The following is a 14,660-nucleotide window of genomic DNA, read 5'->3' on the forward strand; positions in this document are numbered from 1 at the left end:
TCCTTAACCCTTTATTTGTCAAGCTGACAAACTAAAGCAGAAAAAGCGGCAGGATTTCCCCCTGCCACTAATCATCTGTTTATGCAAAAATAATTTCCTTTTCCACAATCTCCCTCGCACAAGCCCTTATGTTATTGAGGCATCCTGTCCATTCTAAGGCGTTTTCTGCCTTTAGCTGTTCCGTTATGCCCTGTGCCTGTTTCATACCCTCTATGAGCCTTTCAAAGCGTTCCTGTGCCTGTCTGTTGATGTCGGCAAGGTAGGCGTTTAGCCTGCCGCTTGTAAGAAGATTGGTGTATGTAACTTTACGGTACTGTTTTAGATAATCTAAATGCCGTTGCCCCCAGATGCCTATTGCCTGTTCTTCTTCGGCGGGTACAGTTAAGCACGGTATCAAATAATCCCCTTGCCTTTCGTATTTGCCGCCCAGTTCCTCAAATAATGATTTTGCCATTGTCTGTTACCTCCACATTCTTTTTTATTTTGAATGTCCGCAAAATCCGTCCTACATTGTCCGTTCCGGCGGAAGAAAGTAAAGGGTGGTCTGCGACCATTTTTTATCTGCTGTACTCGCTGATCGGCAAGCCGAAGCTCATACTGCAGATAAAAAACAAGCCCTTGACTGTCTCCCTCCTACACTTCCAAAGTCGCCCAAGAGGAAGTAAGCTCCACTATATTCTTGGCAGAATATACGCACGAATATATCCGCTTGATATAGGGTGTCTATCATGCTATAATATGTGTAGCGGATATATTGCAAGTTCTAAAGTGTTACCACTTTAGAACTTGTGAGGGTGGCAAGCCCCCCTTCAATCCCCCTTTTAAACGAGCCGGAAGGCTCATAATATGACGGTGGTAGCACCGAAGAAAGAGAGGTCAAAGGCATGAAAAAAGATATGGATAAAATTCAGTTTGAGTACAGATACGAGGTGCAGGAGCTGATGAAAGTAATTGATAAATATGTAAAACAGAATCCGGCAGAAAAGGAAAATAAGACGCTGGAGCGTTTCTTTGACCTACTTGATGTCATGGATATGGAGTGGTAAGGGTATGAACAAGACAAGACCAAAGCAGCTATCATTCCGGGTAAGTGAAGAAGAATACCAGCAGCTACAGGAGAAGATTTCAGAGAGTGGAAAGAACCAGCAGGAATATATCCTTTCCTGTGTGCTGGAGAAGCAAATCGTGAATACGGACGGTATCAAGGAACTTATCCCGGAACTGAAACGGATAGGGAACAACCTCAACCAGATAGCAAAGCGGTGTAATGAGGGGGGAATGTTGCCGAGTGAAGCGGAAGTGCGGAAGCATGGAGAGGAGCTGAACAAAGTATGGCAGTCATTAAGGCGGTATCTTCAAAGGCGGGCATAGGGCACGCCATAGATTATGTGACAAAAAAAGAAAAGACAGAGGAGAAGCTTGTCAGCGGTCTGCATTGTGAGCCGGAGACGGTCAAGGAAGAAATGCAAGCCACAAAGGAGCTGTGGGGCAAGACGGATGGAAGAACCTATAAGCATTATGTGCAATCCTACCATGAGGACGAGAAAATAACCCCGGAGCAGGCTCACAAGAACGCTGTCGAGCTGGCAGAGCATACAAAGGCATGGAAAGGGCATGAAGTTCTGATAGCCACGCATATAGACAAGGGGCATATACACACGCATTTTATTGTCAATTCCGTAAATTATGAGGACGGTCATAAGCTCCAATGGAGTAAGCACGACCTTAAAGACCTAAAGGAACGGTGCAACGAGCAGAGCCGGGAACAGGGCTTGCATGTGCCGGAGAAAGGAAAGACCTTTGCTGGAGAAGTCCGGGAAGAAACGGTGGCATGGAGCAAAGACGCCTACCAGCTTTTGAAACAGGCAGAGCAGGGAAAGGTCAAAAGCTATGTGCAGGATATTGCCCTTGCGGTGCTGGACTGTAAGGAAACAGCGACCAGCCGGGAAAACTTTATCCGGATGATGAATGAAAGAGGGTACGGCGTAGACTGGCAGGACAGCCACAAGTACATCACATATACCGACTTAGCCAGGGAACAGGCAGGAGAAAAGGCTTGTAAAATCAGGGATAACAAGCTGGAAAAATACTACAATATGGATTTTGGAAAGGAGAGCATGGAGCATGAGTTTGAGAGAAATGCACGAACAGCAGAAGCAGAGCAGTCCAAGAGAGCAGCTTCAAGAGTTAAACCGACAGAGCCGGACAGAGCTGGAAAACAGTCTGCTCAAAGAAGCGTTGGCGATGTCGAGCGAGAACTGCGAGGAATTGATGAAGCAGTCAAATCAAGAACAAGTAAGGGCAGAGCAGAACAGGCAGAGAGACGCAGAGCAGAACAGGAAGCTCATCAGCGAGCTGAAGCAGAGCGTAGAGCTGCTGAAGAACAGCAACGAATTGCTTCAAGACGCTATATCGGGCGAGATTGGGAGTTTGAAAGATGAGGTTAAGGAAAACACCGTCCAAGAGGTTAGAAAGGCGTTACAGGCGAATATAGAGGCTATACAGAGGGCTACAAAGCTTCTTGAGAAGCAGTCTGATACACTTACGAGCGTGATGAAGCAAAAGATCCGGGAGCTGGAGGAAAGTAAGAACAGCTTTTTCAGATATGAGGGCTTAAAGCTGTACCTGTTTTGGGGCGGTATGGTCTGTAATATTTTAGTGTTTCTTATGCTGTTATATGGTATGCTTGGTAAGTAAAATGTATAAAAGAAGATAGGCATGAGTATCTGAGATTAAACAGAACCTATTTTGTTTATGGCATTCAATATGAAGAGGGATAGGTTTATTATTGCATATTACCGTTTGTAGATGATATAGATTACTGTAGATTTAATAGCGAATATTTTCAAGTAATCGATGAAACGGTGCCTACGAATTGGAAATTTGGGATGCATAGGGGATATTTTGGATGTTTTATCGTATCTTACGAAGAGCTCATAGCCGATGAAGATCATCATGGAAAGCTTTTTGATGGAGACCCAATAGAAGAGGAAATTTTTAGGAAGAGAAGAGCTGAGATGATCGATGATGTATATAATACCCATATCATCAAGGATCTTAACCGCTTCATATATGATCTAAGCCCTAATCTATCGGTACAGATGAATATTGCAAATAAAGTACTGGATATAGAGATATCTGACGCAAACACTGAGGCCAAACATCGCAAAATGAATATTTTAAAGGATGACGGATATAGCTGGTATTTGATAGAATCGGACATAAGCACCTTTAAAGCCAACGCTACTAATGATTATTTAAGACCCGCATTAAAATATCTTAAATTGTGGCTAGGCAGAAAGAATTTTAGATAACCGGGCAGAAAGGTTTAATACGGCAAGCGCGACCGATAAAGAAATTTTTATAAAATTTCAAACGAAGATATCGATGTATGGCGCCCGGTAAAGGCTGCTCAAATCGCGCAATATATTTTTAAAATTACCGATACGACGAAATTTGAATCCGAACTGGATGAAATTTTAGAATTCAAACAGGGCGATATCGTTAAGTGCAGAGAAAAAAGCGGCGATTTATATGCTTTTGAGCTATTATGAAAAAACCCGCCTTATAAATAGCAACGCGCTTATCATATGGCTTGATTTAATCCCATTTTTCGCTATAATGAGCGTCAAATTTCACTCACGGGGATAGCGATGAGCCTTGTTTCTTACGAATTAAAAAAGCAAAAACTAGATGGAGCACGCAATGTGGCGCTTTGGAAGGCGCGTGGCGGCGTGGCAGTGGTGGTGCTGGCGCTGTTTATTGCTATGCGCAAGGATTTCGGAGATTTCTCGTTCCTGTTTTTATTAGTGTTGCTAGCTCTTGCTTATCCTGCTTACAAATACCTAGCCGTGCGCATTTCGCGTAAATTTGAAGCGCTCAGCGAAGAAGCCTTTAAGAATGAATTTCTGCTTTGGATCGCAAAGGAGCTGCACCTTACCTTTCAGCCCTTCGGCGCGTTTTTACTCGATGAAATTTACAAAAATCCGCTCCGCAAAGAGGCAAATCTATGCACTTGCAAGCACGCGATAGTGGGCAAGACGCCCGAATTTGGCATAAAAATCGGCGACATCTGCCTAAGTCGCGATTTCGATAAAAACAGAGAAAATCGGGTATTTGAGCTGGATAAAATTTTGCATCTTAAAAAGAAGGATGATACTGCGATCTTTGACGGGCTTTTTGCAAAATTTGATTTTAGTGAGACTTTCGATAGCCAAATTTTAGTCGTGCCGCGCGGAGAGTTCATCTTCGGCGCATCGAACCTCAAGCTGCTTAAAGACAGCCCGCACCTAAGCGCGTCGTTTGACGTCTATCTCAACAACCCCGCCGCCGCCGCCTTTTTACAAAACAAAAAAATTTTAGAAAATATGCAAACGATTACCGTAAATTTGTTCGGCAAAACCGAGCTTTACCTGGGCGAAAACAGCCTCGTAATCGGCGTTGAAAATAGCGAAATTTTCAAATCCGCGCCGAGCTCGCAAAGCGCGAAGCTACTCGAAAGCCTAAATAGGATGATCGAGATCGCTAAAATTTTCGCCTATCTCAAAAAGCTCGGGCAGGTAGAGTAGAAACATTTCGATTTAAAATTTAAAGCTCAAAGCGCGATCGCGGCGGGTAGAATAAAATTTACGATAAGGGATAAATTTAAAAAGGAGGGGCTGCATTATGGATATAAACGAAATACAAGCTCAAACTCGCAGTATGCGCGCCCTATATGTCGAGGATGATAATGAGGTAAGGCAGCAGACCGCGAAAATTTTAAGGCTGTTTTTCCATCAGGTTACCGACTGCGGCGACGCGCAGGAGGGCATCGATAAATTTAAAGCAAGCAAAATTGACATTGTTTTTACCGATATCAATATGCCGGGCATAAACGGGCTTGAGATGTTAGAGCGGATCAAACAGATTGATCCTTTGGTAAAAACGGTCATCTTCTCAGCCTACGATGAGTCTAAATTTTTTACCAAAGCCATATCCATCGGCGTGGACGGCTATATTCTAAAGCCTTTTACGACCGAGGATCTACTAAGCGTGCTTGAAAAAATCACGCAGAGCATCGAAACTAAACCCGCAAAGCTCATCTATCTAAGCGGCGATTTCGTTTGGGATAAGCAGAGCTCAAGCTTATCCAAAGCGGGCGAAATTATCAAACTAACCAAAAACGAAACTTCATTATTGCAGCTGCTTTTAAGCTCTAGCGGGCGGATCGCAAGCGGCCTTGAGATAGAAAACGAGCTGTTTGAGGACTATGGCGGATATGACGACAAACGGGTAAGAAATATTATATCTAGATTTCACCGAAAAATCGGCTATAAGCTGATAGAAAACATCTACTCGCAAGGATACAGAATAAAATGGCGATAGTAGACATCAAGAAAAATCATCAGAGATTTGAGACGATATTTTCAAATTCCGGCGTCGGCATCTTTATCGTGGACAAGAAAAGAAACATTATGGAGTGCAACGAGACCTTTTGCAAAATTTTCGGTTACGAATACGACGAGATCATCGGTAAATCCGCGCAAACCATACATCTAAGCAAGGAAAAATACCTGCATTTCGCAGACATCGCCTTTAACAAAGTAAGGAAAAACGAGGCTCTGCAACTAAACTACGAATTAAGGCACAAAAGCGGCAAAGGGCTGTGGATTAGAATTTCGGGCGATTCCATATCGGGAAATGACGAGGTGCTTTGGATAGTGGTAGATATCACCAAAAGGGTAATGGCGGAGAAGAAATTAAAGCAAAGCAGGCTGAAGGTCAAACGGCTAAATTTAACGCTCAACCACGAGATCGAGGAGCAGCTAAAGCTCATAAGGCGCCAAGACGAGCAGCTGCAGTATCAATCAAGGCTCGCTCAGATGGGTGAAATTTTAAATATGATAGCGCATCAATGGAGGCAGCCGCTGTCTGCTATCTCGGCTACGGCTTCGTATCTAAGCACTAGCTGCTTGATGGCGGATAAATTTGACAAAACCGCCCTTTTGGAGGAGCTCGGTAAGATCGAGCAGTATTCCAAACACCTATCCGAAACGATCGACGAGTTTAGAAATTTCTTTAAGCCCGCCAAGATCAAGGAAGTTACGAGCCTGGAGGAGCTTTGCAATATGGCGATAAATATCGCAAAAGCGATACTGCAAAATCAAAAGATTAAAATTTACGCGAAATACGGCTGCAACCAGACTTTGCTCACATATAAAAACGAGGTTTCGCAGGTTATTTTAAACATCATAAAAAATGCGCAGGACGCCTTTTTGGAAAGAAATATCGACGACGGCGTTATCGAAATTTCAACCTACATCGAAAAATCTTATCTTTGCTTAAGCGTAAAAGACAACGCCGGCGGCATTAAAAAGGAGATCGCGGATAAAATTTTCGATCTGTATTTTTCTACCAAAGCTAGCAAAAACGGCACAGGTATTGGGCTATATATGTCAAAGATCATCATCGAAGATCACTGCAAGGGCTCGCTCGTCGTGGAGAGCCTAAAGAACGGCTCAAATTTTATAATCAAACTTCCGAAATGAAGCTTTTCTGAGACAATTTAAAATTTAATCCAAATTTACGCTACAAATGGGTTGCACTCTTTTTATATAATTAACAAAGATTAAATTTTATGTAAGGAGGGAGCGATGAGCGAACCTGAAGACAAAATTTATCTGGAGGAGCGGAAGCTTGTTAGAAGATATTCTCCGCTCACATCGGTGCTTGTAAACACTCTGTTTTTGTTTGTGGTGTTTTACGCATCGTGGTGGATCTTTCAAGATCCTAGGGGACTGATGAGGATGTATACTCCATACGTGGGATATATGTGGTGCAGATGGCTGCTCGTGGTCATCATTTGGATCGCATATATTTTTGATTTTTGGCCATTTAAAAGGGAGTGGCTCTATACGGCGGGACCGGCGAAAAAGGGCATTATCTTTACAGTGATGGTGTTTTTTACCTTCTTCGTATTCTTAAAGATATTCTTCGAATTTATTCTAGGCGAGCTTGCCATATCGTATTTTAGTCCGCGAAGGCTTGCAGAGCTTGGCATAACCGATTTTTACGCGCTTGAGTACTCGGCACAGGCTATTTTGATGTTTGCCGCTATCGCGTCGTGGCTCAGCCCTTCTTGGGTGGTGGCTGCGGATAATTCGCCGTGGCAGAAGCTAAAGCAGCCCGTTAAAGGCTTTACAGTTTTTATATGGACCTTTTTGCTAAGTATGATCGTATATTTCGTATTTTTCCACTCGCAAATGGGAATTTTATTCGATCCGTGGCAAAAATACACCTCCATCACTCCGCCTTGGTGGCATAATTTTGCCGATACCGTGCATGGAAATTTCAATATCGCATGGATTATGTGCTGTACCGTTATGGTGTGGGTGTATGAAACTATCTGGGAGAGGTATCCTTTTAGCCTTATTAAGACGAACTGGCTTAGAAGGACGGCGTCATTTTTCGGCATTATAGCGATGGCGTTTTGCTTTTCGTTCTTCTTTTACTATCTGCAAGAACTTATCTGGGGCGTGCATATTAGAGGTGACAGGAGGCTTTTTGCGCCAGATTGGCGCTGGCTGCATGTAGGCGAGATAGCTATATTTTGGCTCGTGCCGGTGCTGTTTATTAAATTTTACTGCAACAACGCGGTTAATAAATTTTCAAAACCCGTCAATATCCTTCTTAGAACGATCATAAGTATGGTAGCGGCTATCGTCCTATACTATGTCTATTATCAAGTCTCGCACTTTTTGCTAGGCACTCAAAAGGGCTTTTCGCATCCGCAACAATTCCCGATGATCCCGATGATCTGGTTTATCAATGTTATGCTGATAAATTACTGGTTTATGGACGGTTGGCCGGGCTGGAGGCTTGCCGGTAAAAAAGAAGAAGCGGATGAAGTGGGCGAAGAAGACGATTTTAGAAATAAAAATTCCATCAAAGGCTTGGTAGTAGGCTTTATCATAGGCGTGATCATCTATGTCGCCGTAGTTTATCTAGCGCCTGTCGTGGGCAATATGCTTACAATTTTTAAATAAAGGATCTGAGATGAATGAAGCTAGAAGAGATTTTATAAAAGGCGGTGCGGCGGGAATAGGACTCGGCGCGCTCGCATCGATGGGAGTGTTTTCATACTCTCCTGCGAGAGAATTTTTTCTTCCCGATGAAGTGCGAAAGATGACCGATTTTGGCGCGATTAAAAGCGTCGAGGTTACTAATATCTCCGAAACGAGCTGGTTTGACAACTCGATGCTGATGGGAGATATTAAAGGCGCAGGCGGACTGCTAGTCAATCAATATCTATTTAACTGGCCACCGTTTGGTAACGGCAAAGGGCTTGCCAAAGGCAGCTACGAAGAGGGAATTTCACAAATCAAGCATCTTCTACCCGATAAGATCGATGAGGCGTGGGAGGTAACCAAAAAACTTTCCGTAAATCCCGATAACGCGGGCGGCTACTCTGCTCTCATAGAGATAGAGCGTCTAAACGGCGAAAAGAAAAAATATCTACTTGATTGCGGCTGGTCATATAAGTGGATGCACGAGTGCTTTAAGCGGGAGGGGATCGATAAGATGCTGCAAAACGGCGAAATAGACACCCTCATAATGTCGCACGAGCACTACGATCACTTTTGGGCGCTGCCCGTCGTTTTAAAGTATAAGCCCGACATCAGAATCATCATCCATGAGGGCTTTTATCCAGAAGGCAGACAATATATCAAAGATTCAGGCCATAAAGGCGAGCTTGTAGTGTTTAAAAAAGGTAGAAACGAGATCGAGCCCGGAATGTGTACGTTTTGCTACGACTGCCCTATCATTACGAGGGTTTTTGGCGAACAGTCGATATTTGTAAACGTTAAAGACAAAGGCCTAGTTAGCATCACTGGCTGCTGCCATCAGGGCATCATTACCTTCTCGGACTCCGCGCACAAGGAGCTTAAGTACGATAACGATCAGCTCTACGGGCTTTACGGCGGACTTCATATCTCGCCGTTTGACGACTGGGATCCAAAATACGACGATCTGGTTATCGGACTGAAAAGATGGAACTACCAGGTCATGGCGTGTAACCACTGCACAGGCCTTCTGACCGTGCAAAAATTCGTCCGCGAGGGCTATCCGATCGTAAAGGGTACGGCTAGATTTAGAACCAAAACGTCCGATTATCTAGGTAACGGCGATAAGGTTAAATTTGGATAGAAGCATGGAATTTCAAGATATTTTCCCTTTGAAATTTAAATACTCGTTTGAGGATTACAGGTCGCTTATGAGATGTATATTGATGAAGTCTCTTTACGATAGCGACGTAAAATCCTCAAGCAGGTATCAGGGGATGTATAAGGGGAACTATTTTAATGAATGCTGGAGTATAAAATTCGGCTTTTACGGCGGCATTTACGGTATCGTTTTGCGGGAGGTGAAAGAGGGCGCGGGCGTATTTGAGCTTTATTATTTCCCCTCCGCAAACGACGAACTGCTCGGTAACGTCTCGCTTTTTGAAGCCGTTTTGGCTGAAGAGCCAGAGTTTTTGACGAAGGTGCGAAATTTCTCCGCGCACAGGGAGCTTTTAAATAACTTCTGCGTCGCTACGATCTATTTAAAGCCGCAAGAGCGGGGCTTGGCGCTATCTTTTAAAACGAAGCTCAGAGATAGGTCGTACGCAAAAGACGGCGTCTGCGTAGAGGGCAAGCAGATCATCGCAAAAGAGGGACTTGATAAAAATTTCCCCTGCTTTAGGGTATCGCTTGCGTTTATGAACTTTTTGCATATCGCGCTTTGTAAAATTTACGAGCCGCGCTACGAGAACTTTGAAATTTACAAAAAAGCGGCTCGCGCCGTGATCTACGACAAAGAGCGCAACTTAAAAAGCAAAGAAGATCCGCTCTGCGGCGAAATTTTTGTAAATTTAATCTACGGCGAGAATGCGAGCGACGGGCGCATTAAATTTGACGATAGATCTTTTAAGAAGCTGCCAGGCTCGGCGCCTATGTCTAAATTTTTGCTGCGCTTAGCTAAAGAGGATAAAAAGCAAATTTTTATGCAAGGCGGCGAGCGGCCAAATTTTTTCATCATCACCGGCTATCTGGGCTCTGGCAAGACGAAATTTATTCAAAATTTCATCGAGCACGAAACGGCGCAAAATAGATTTACCGGCATCATCCAAAACGAGATCGGCAAAATCGGCCTCGACGGCGCGCTGCTGGATGCTAAATACGCGCTCGTAGAGATTGACGAGGGGTGCGTTTGCTGCTCAATGGCGGGGCAGATCAAGCTCGCGATTTCGCAGCTCAAGCCCAAAAAGCCCGACAGCATCGTGCTTGAAACCACCGGCGTCGCCAATCCTTTCAATATCTTAAGCGAGCTAAACGAGATCAAAGACGAGGTCAATCTATGTGCCATCGTCACAGTCGTCGATGGGACGAATTTTTTAAAAGAGCGGGGCAGATCAAAAATAATGCTCGAGCAGATCAAGGCTGCCGACGTCATAGTGCTCAATAAAATCGATCTGATCTCAAGCGAGCAAAAGGAGCGGATACGACAAGCTTTGATCCAAAACAACCGCTGCGCCGAGATATTCGAGACGGTGGACGCCGAGCTCAATCCAAACTACCTGCTCTACCGCCAGAGCGACACTTCGTATATGGCGTCCGTCCTACTCGAGGGCAAGATGCACGCAACGCACGAAGACGAGGGGATAGTCTCGTTTAAAAAAGACCTTCCTGAGGACATCGATAGGCAAAATTTCATCAAATTTATGAGCGACATACCGGAAAATTTTTACCGCATAAAGGGGCTTGCAAGCTTCAAAAACGACGAGGCGCAATACGTCGTGCAGTTCGTAAACGGTAAATTTGAGATAACGCCTTTTAGCGACCGCAAACGCTGCGATAATTTTTTGGTTTTCATCGGGCGAGGGATAGATGAAAGCGCTTTTTTGACCGATCTTTTTTAGGGCTAAGAGATCAAATGGTTTTGATTTATAGAATAAATTTGTGCGCATTTTGGACGGCGATGCGGCACGACTTTACAAAAACGATAAAGCACCACCGTTAAACATTAAATCTAAACGCAGTTTGGCTTGCTCTTTTGCGGTAAATTTCCCGAATCAATCGCGGAATTTTATGTAGTGCGCTGCTTGCCCTTGAAAGTCCTTCAGGTCGTTTACTCTACTTTAAACTTTATCCCAAAATATCCTCAAGCGCCGTTTTTAGATCGCCAAATTTAAAGCTAAATCCGCTTTTTATCAAGGCTTTGGGATAGACTTTCGCTCCTTCAAGCAGCACGCCGGACCCCTCGCCCAGCATCAAATTTAGCGCAAATTTAGGCACTTTAAAAAACGTCGGTCGCCCCAAAACATCGCCTAAAATTTGAGTAAATTCGCCGTTGGTGCTAGGAGTCGGCGAAACGAGATTAAAAACGCCGCTTTGATGGTTTTGTAAGACAAATTTAAACGCTTCCAGCAAATCCGTTATGTGGATCCAGCAAAACGCCTGCTCGCCGCTACCGATCTTGCCGCCAAGACCAAGCCTAAATGCGGGCAGCATCTTAGCTAGCGCGCCGCCTCGCCCCAGTACCACGCCTAGGCGAAATATCGCCGTTTGCGTCCGCGCTTTAGCGGCCTCGCTCTCCCACTCGCATGCTAGCTCGCCCAAAAATCCGCGGTCAAATTTGACCGAGCTTTCGTCGTGACCAAGCCCGTTTTCATATATCCCCACGGCTGAAGCGCTGATAAAAAAGGGCGGGTTTTCTAGCTCGTTTATAGCGCAAACCAGCGTGCGCGTAGTCTCTATCCTGCTTGCGCGAAGGCGCTTTTTATAAGCCTCGCTCCATCTTGCAGCGATAGAAGCGCCGGCTAAATTTATAACCGCGTCGCAGCCTTTGATGAGGTTTTTGAGCGCGTCTTTATCGGCGTAGGCGGCCCTTGGGATAGCTGCTATCTCGTGCCCCTGGGCTCTAAAAAAGCGGCATAGTTCGCCGCCGATAAATCCGCTTGCGCCGTTTACAGCTATTCTCATGTTTTGCCTTTTTGATAAATTTATTTTGACGCGGGCGGTCAAATTTGACGCGACGCGGAGTTAAATTTGGCTTTAAATTTAAAGCCCGAAGCCAAGCCGTTTTGCTTAAATTTGACGGCAGGGCGATGGCTTAAATGCGCCCGTCAAATTTACTTTCTAAAATACTCTTTCACGCCGTTTTCGCCACCTGATTGCGAGCGTAAATTTTCTAGCGCGACAAATAAATTTTACTGACACCCCTCACACTCGATCGAGCGATCCGCGACGTTGTTTAGCTTCTCGCTATCGGGGCTTTCGGAGCGCAGGTAGTAGGTCGATTTTAGCCCCAGCTGCCACGCAAGCGTGTAAATTTCGCTCAGATAGCCGCCGCTAGCTTTGTCTAGGCTCATGAAGATATTTAGGCTCTGACCTTGATCGATCCATTTTTGGCGGATGGCGCCCGCTTTTACGAGTAGGCGCTGATCGAGCTCGTATGCAGGTACGTACGCCTGCCACGTTTTTGGACTTAAATTCGGCACGACGACCGGGATCATGCCGCTTAGATTGTGCTCGAACCACTTGCGCTTATACACCGGCTCGATCGTCTGCGTGGTGCCTACGAGTATGCTGATACTCGATGTCGGCGCGATCGCCATCAGGTAGCCGTTTCGCATGCCGTCGCGCTTTACTTTCTCGCGCAGTCCGTCCCAATCGCAGCTGCTCTGCTCAAAGAGCCCGCCGCGCTTAACTAGCGCCTTAGCGTTTTCGTTTGCTAAATCGATCGGGAAAATTCCTTCGCTCCACTTCGAGCCAGCAAAATCAGGGTATTTGCCCTTTTCCACGGCTAAATTTGAGCTTGCTTTGATCGCGTTGAAACTCACGTTTTCCATTATCCTATCGATCAGCTCGAAGTGCTCGTAGCTGCCCCACTTCACGCCGCGCTCGGCTAGCATCTGCGCCTCGCCCATTACGCCGAGTCCTATCGCGCGCGTTTTTAGATTGGTATGTTTGACTTTGGCGTGCGGGTAAAAATTTAGATCGATGACGTTATCGAGCATCCTCACGGCGATCGGCATCACGCGAGCTATCTCCTCGCGGCTATTGATTTTGCTTAAATTTACGCTTGCGAGGTTGCAAACCGCCGTCGCGCCCTCGCTGCAGCCTTTCTCTACGATAAAAATTTCTTTGCCGCCCAGCGTGTCTAGCGCGGTGATCTTTTTCGCCTTTTTTACGATGCCCGCGTCGGTTCTTACATCTTCGTTTTCCTCAAACAGCTTCTCGCCGCCGTCAGCAAAAACGACCTTGATTTTGTAGTGGTTCGGCGCCGTGTTTTGAAAGATCTCGGTGCATAAATTTGAACTTCGAATCAGGCCTTGATGCGCGTTTGGATTGATGCGGTTGGCGTTATCTTTGAAGCACAAAAACGGCATTCCGGTCTCAAAATAGCTCGTTAAAATTTTCTTCCAAAGCTCCTTTGCCAGGATGGTAGATTTTGAAATTTTATCGTCGGCCTCGTACTGCTCGTAGCGCGCTTCAAATTCCGCGCCATATAGATCGCTCAGATCGCTTACCTCGGCAGGATCGAAGAGCGTCCATTTGCCGCCGCTTTGAAGTCTTTTCATAAACAGATCGTTTATCCACAGCGCGGGGAAAATTTCATGCGCACGGCGCCTCTCCTCGCCCGAGTTTTTGCGTAGATCGAGGAAGTCGCTCACGTCCATATGCCACGGCTCGATATACACGGCGATAGCGCCCTTGCGCGTGCCCAGCTGATCGACGGCGACGGCGATGTCGTTTGTGATCTTTAAAAACGGGATGATGCCGCCCGCAGCGTTTTTATGTCCGTCGATGCTGCCGCCCATCGCGCGCACCTTGCACCAGTCCCAGCCGATACCGCCGCCGAATTTGCTAAGTAACGCCATCTCCTTGTAGCTATCAAAGATCCCCTCGATATTATCGGGCGTGGAGCCCACGTAGCAGGAGCTTAGCTGATGGCGCGTCGTGCGGGCGTTTGAGAGCGTCGGGGTAGCCAGCATGACTTCAAATTTAGATATGAGATCGTAAAATTTCTTCGCCCAACTCTGGCAGTCAAGCTCATTTTGCGCGAGGAACATCGCGATCGCCATAAACATCTGCTGCGGAAGCTCGATCGGCGCGCCGCTTTTATCCTTGATGAGGTAGCGATCGTAAAGCGTCTTGATGCCTAAATAGTTAAACTGCAAATCGCGCTGCGGCTGCAGATAAGAATTTAGATCCTCCAGATCGTATTTTTCCTTTAAGCCAAGCATTATACGACCCGCCGCCTCGCCGCGAGCGAAGTAATCTTTTAGGCTGTTGTAGCCGCTAAAGCCCGTTACTTTATGATACAGATCGTATAAAAATAACCGCGCGGCGACGAAGGTCCAGTTCGGGCGGTCCACGTCGATCTTTTCGACTGCGGTTTTGATGAGGGTTTGTTGGATCTCCTCCGTGGTGATCATATCGCGAAACTGGATCTTTGCGTCCACCTCAAGCTCGCTAAGGCTTACGTTTTCCAGCCCCTCTACCGCCTCGCTCGTGTATTTTTTGATCTTGCTTACGTCAAGTTCCTCGGTTCTGCCGTTGCGTTTGATTACTTTCATATCGTTCCTTGAAATTTAAAAATGCAAATTTAGCGTTAGTTTCCCAATATAAAATACG

Annotated in this window: 14 protein-coding genes; 11 read left to right on the top strand and 3 right to left on the bottom strand. The window is 45.7% G+C overall.

Features of this window, described 5'->3' with window-relative positions; translation table 11 throughout:
• Positions 1-79 precede the first annotated feature (79 nt).
• Positions 80-454, bottom strand: coding sequence for a TnpV protein (locus Q0174_RS00420; RefSeq protein ID WP_001129922.1), 375 nt, complete (start codon positions 452-454; stop codon positions 80-82).
• Positions 455-884: 430 nt separating this feature from the next.
• Between Q0174_RS00420 and Q0174_RS00425 the strand changes: the two genes are divergently transcribed.
• The 11 genes from Q0174_RS00425 (at position 885) to Q0174_RS00475 (ending at position 10,939) form a co-directional block, all read left to right on the top strand.
• Positions 885-1,046 (top strand): hypothetical protein, encoded by a 162-nt coding sequence (locus Q0174_RS00425; protein ID WP_007885225.1) that lies wholly within the window; start codon positions 885-887, stop codon positions 1,044-1,046.
• Positions 1,047-1,050: 4 nt separating this feature from the next.
• Positions 1,051-1,371, top strand: coding sequence for a MobC family plasmid mobilization relaxosome protein (locus Q0174_RS00430; protein WP_009256578.1), 321 nt, complete (start codon positions 1,051-1,053; stop codon positions 1,369-1,371).
• Positions 1,332-2,441 (top strand): relaxase/mobilization nuclease domain-containing protein, encoded by a 1,110-nt coding sequence (locus Q0174_RS00435; protein ID WP_298040858.1) that lies wholly within the window; start codon positions 1,332-1,334, stop codon positions 2,439-2,441. The genes Q0174_RS00430 and Q0174_RS00435 overlap by 40 nt, the downstream gene beginning before the upstream one ends.
• Positions 2,431-2,697: a hypothetical protein gene (locus Q0174_RS00440; protein ID WP_226969119.1), complete on the top strand. Its 267-nt coding sequence runs from the start codon at positions 2,431-2,433 to the stop codon at positions 2,695-2,697. The genes Q0174_RS00435 and Q0174_RS00440 overlap by 11 nt, the downstream gene beginning before the upstream one ends.
• Before the next feature lie 320 nt (positions 2,698-3,017).
• Positions 3,018-3,314 (top strand): hypothetical protein, encoded by a 297-nt coding sequence (locus Q0174_RS00445; protein WP_298040860.1) that lies wholly within the window; start codon positions 3,018-3,020, stop codon positions 3,312-3,314.
• Between the two features lie 339 nt (positions 3,315-3,653).
• Positions 3,654-4,568, top strand: a complete 915-nt coding sequence (locus Q0174_RS00450; RefSeq protein WP_298040862.1) for a DUF3137 domain-containing protein — start codon at positions 3,654-3,656, stop codon at positions 4,566-4,568.
• A 97-nt stretch (positions 4,569-4,665) separates the two neighbouring features.
• Positions 4,666-5,364: a response regulator gene (locus Q0174_RS00455; protein ID WP_298040864.1), complete on the top strand. Its 699-nt coding sequence runs from the start codon at positions 4,666-4,668 to the stop codon at positions 5,362-5,364.
• Positions 5,355-6,527 carry a PAS domain-containing sensor histidine kinase gene (locus Q0174_RS00460; RefSeq protein ID WP_298040866.1) on the top strand — a complete coding sequence of 391 codons (1,173 nt, stop codon included), beginning with the start codon at positions 5,355-5,357 and terminating at the stop codon, positions 6,525-6,527. Before Q0174_RS00455 ends, Q0174_RS00460 begins: the two co-directional genes overlap by 10 nt.
• A gap of 105 nt (positions 6,528-6,632) precedes the next feature.
• Positions 6,633-8,024, top strand: a complete 1,392-nt coding sequence (locus tag Q0174_RS00465; RefSeq protein WP_298040868.1) for a hypothetical protein — start codon at positions 6,633-6,635, stop codon at positions 8,022-8,024.
• A 10-nt stretch (positions 8,025-8,034) separates the two neighbouring features.
• A complete protein-coding gene (locus tag Q0174_RS00470) occupies positions 8,035-9,186 on the top strand; it encodes an MBL fold metallo-hydrolase (RefSeq protein ID WP_124850553.1) in 1,152 nt (383 codons plus the stop codon).
• Positions 9,179-10,939 carry a GTP-binding protein gene (locus Q0174_RS00475; protein ID WP_298040873.1) on the top strand — a complete coding sequence of 587 codons (1,761 nt, stop codon included), beginning with the start codon at positions 9,179-9,181 and terminating at the stop codon, positions 10,937-10,939. The genes Q0174_RS00470 and Q0174_RS00475 overlap by 8 nt, the downstream gene beginning before the upstream one ends.
• Positions 10,940-11,165: 226 nt before the next feature.
• Here Q0174_RS00475 and Q0174_RS00480 read toward each other — a convergent pair whose 3' ends face one another.
• On the bottom strand, positions 11,166-12,002 hold the full coding sequence (locus tag Q0174_RS00480; RefSeq protein WP_298040875.1) for a TIGR01777 family oxidoreductase: 837 nt from the start codon (positions 12,000-12,002) through the stop codon (positions 11,166-11,168).
• 227 nt (positions 12,003-12,229) lie between these two features.
• Entirely contained in the window at positions 12,230-14,602 is a 2,373-nt protein-coding gene (locus Q0174_RS00485) for a ribonucleoside-diphosphate reductase subunit alpha (RefSeq protein WP_298040877.1), read from the bottom strand.
• Positions 14,603-14,660 lie beyond the last annotated feature (58 nt).

Source organism: uncultured Campylobacter sp., assembly GCF_937996225.1.
GTDB lineage: Bacteria > Campylobacterota > Campylobacteria > Campylobacterales > Campylobacteraceae > Campylobacter_B.

What these genes read in the sequence shown, in the direction of transcription:
- Q0174_RS00445 (WP_298040860.1), top strand. Translation starts at nt 3,018, where the DNA reads ATGATCGATGATGTATATAATACCCATATCATCAAGGATCTTAACCGC.
- Q0174_RS00430 (WP_009256578.1), top strand. Translation starts at nt 1,051, where the DNA reads ATGAACAAGACAAGACCAAAGCAGCTATCATTCCGGGTAAGTGAAGAA.
- Q0174_RS00425 (WP_007885225.1), top strand. Translation starts at nt 885, where the DNA reads ATGAAAAAAGATATGGATAAAATTCAGTTTGAGTACAGATACGAGGTG.
- Q0174_RS00450 (WP_298040862.1), top strand. Translation starts at nt 3,654, where the DNA reads ATGAGCCTTGTTTCTTACGAATTAAAAAAGCAAAAACTAGATGGAGCA.
- Q0174_RS00485 (WP_298040877.1), bottom strand. Translation starts at nt 14,602, where the DNA reads ATGAAAGTAATCAAACGCAACGGCAGAACCGAGGAACTTGACGTAAGC.
- Q0174_RS00420 (WP_001129922.1), bottom strand. Translation starts at nt 454, where the DNA reads ATGGCAAAATCATTATTTGAGGAACTGGGCGGCAAATACGAAAGGCAA.
- Q0174_RS00455 (WP_298040864.1), top strand. Translation starts at nt 4,666, where the DNA reads ATGGATATAAACGAAATACAAGCTCAAACTCGCAGTATGCGCGCCCTA.
- Q0174_RS00460 (WP_298040866.1), top strand. Translation starts at nt 5,355, where the DNA reads ATGGCGATAGTAGACATCAAGAAAAATCATCAGAGATTTGAGACGATA.
- Q0174_RS00480 (WP_298040875.1), bottom strand. Translation starts at nt 12,002, where the DNA reads ATGAGAATAGCTGTAAACGGCGCAAGCGGATTTATCGGCGGCGAACTA.
- Q0174_RS00465 (WP_298040868.1), top strand. Translation starts at nt 6,633, where the DNA reads ATGAGCGAACCTGAAGACAAAATTTATCTGGAGGAGCGGAAGCTTGTT.
- Q0174_RS00470 (WP_124850553.1), top strand. Translation starts at nt 8,035, where the DNA reads ATGAATGAAGCTAGAAGAGATTTTATAAAAGGCGGTGCGGCGGGAATA.
- Q0174_RS00435 (WP_298040858.1), top strand. Translation starts at nt 1,332, where the DNA reads ATGGCAGTCATTAAGGCGGTATCTTCAAAGGCGGGCATAGGGCACGCC.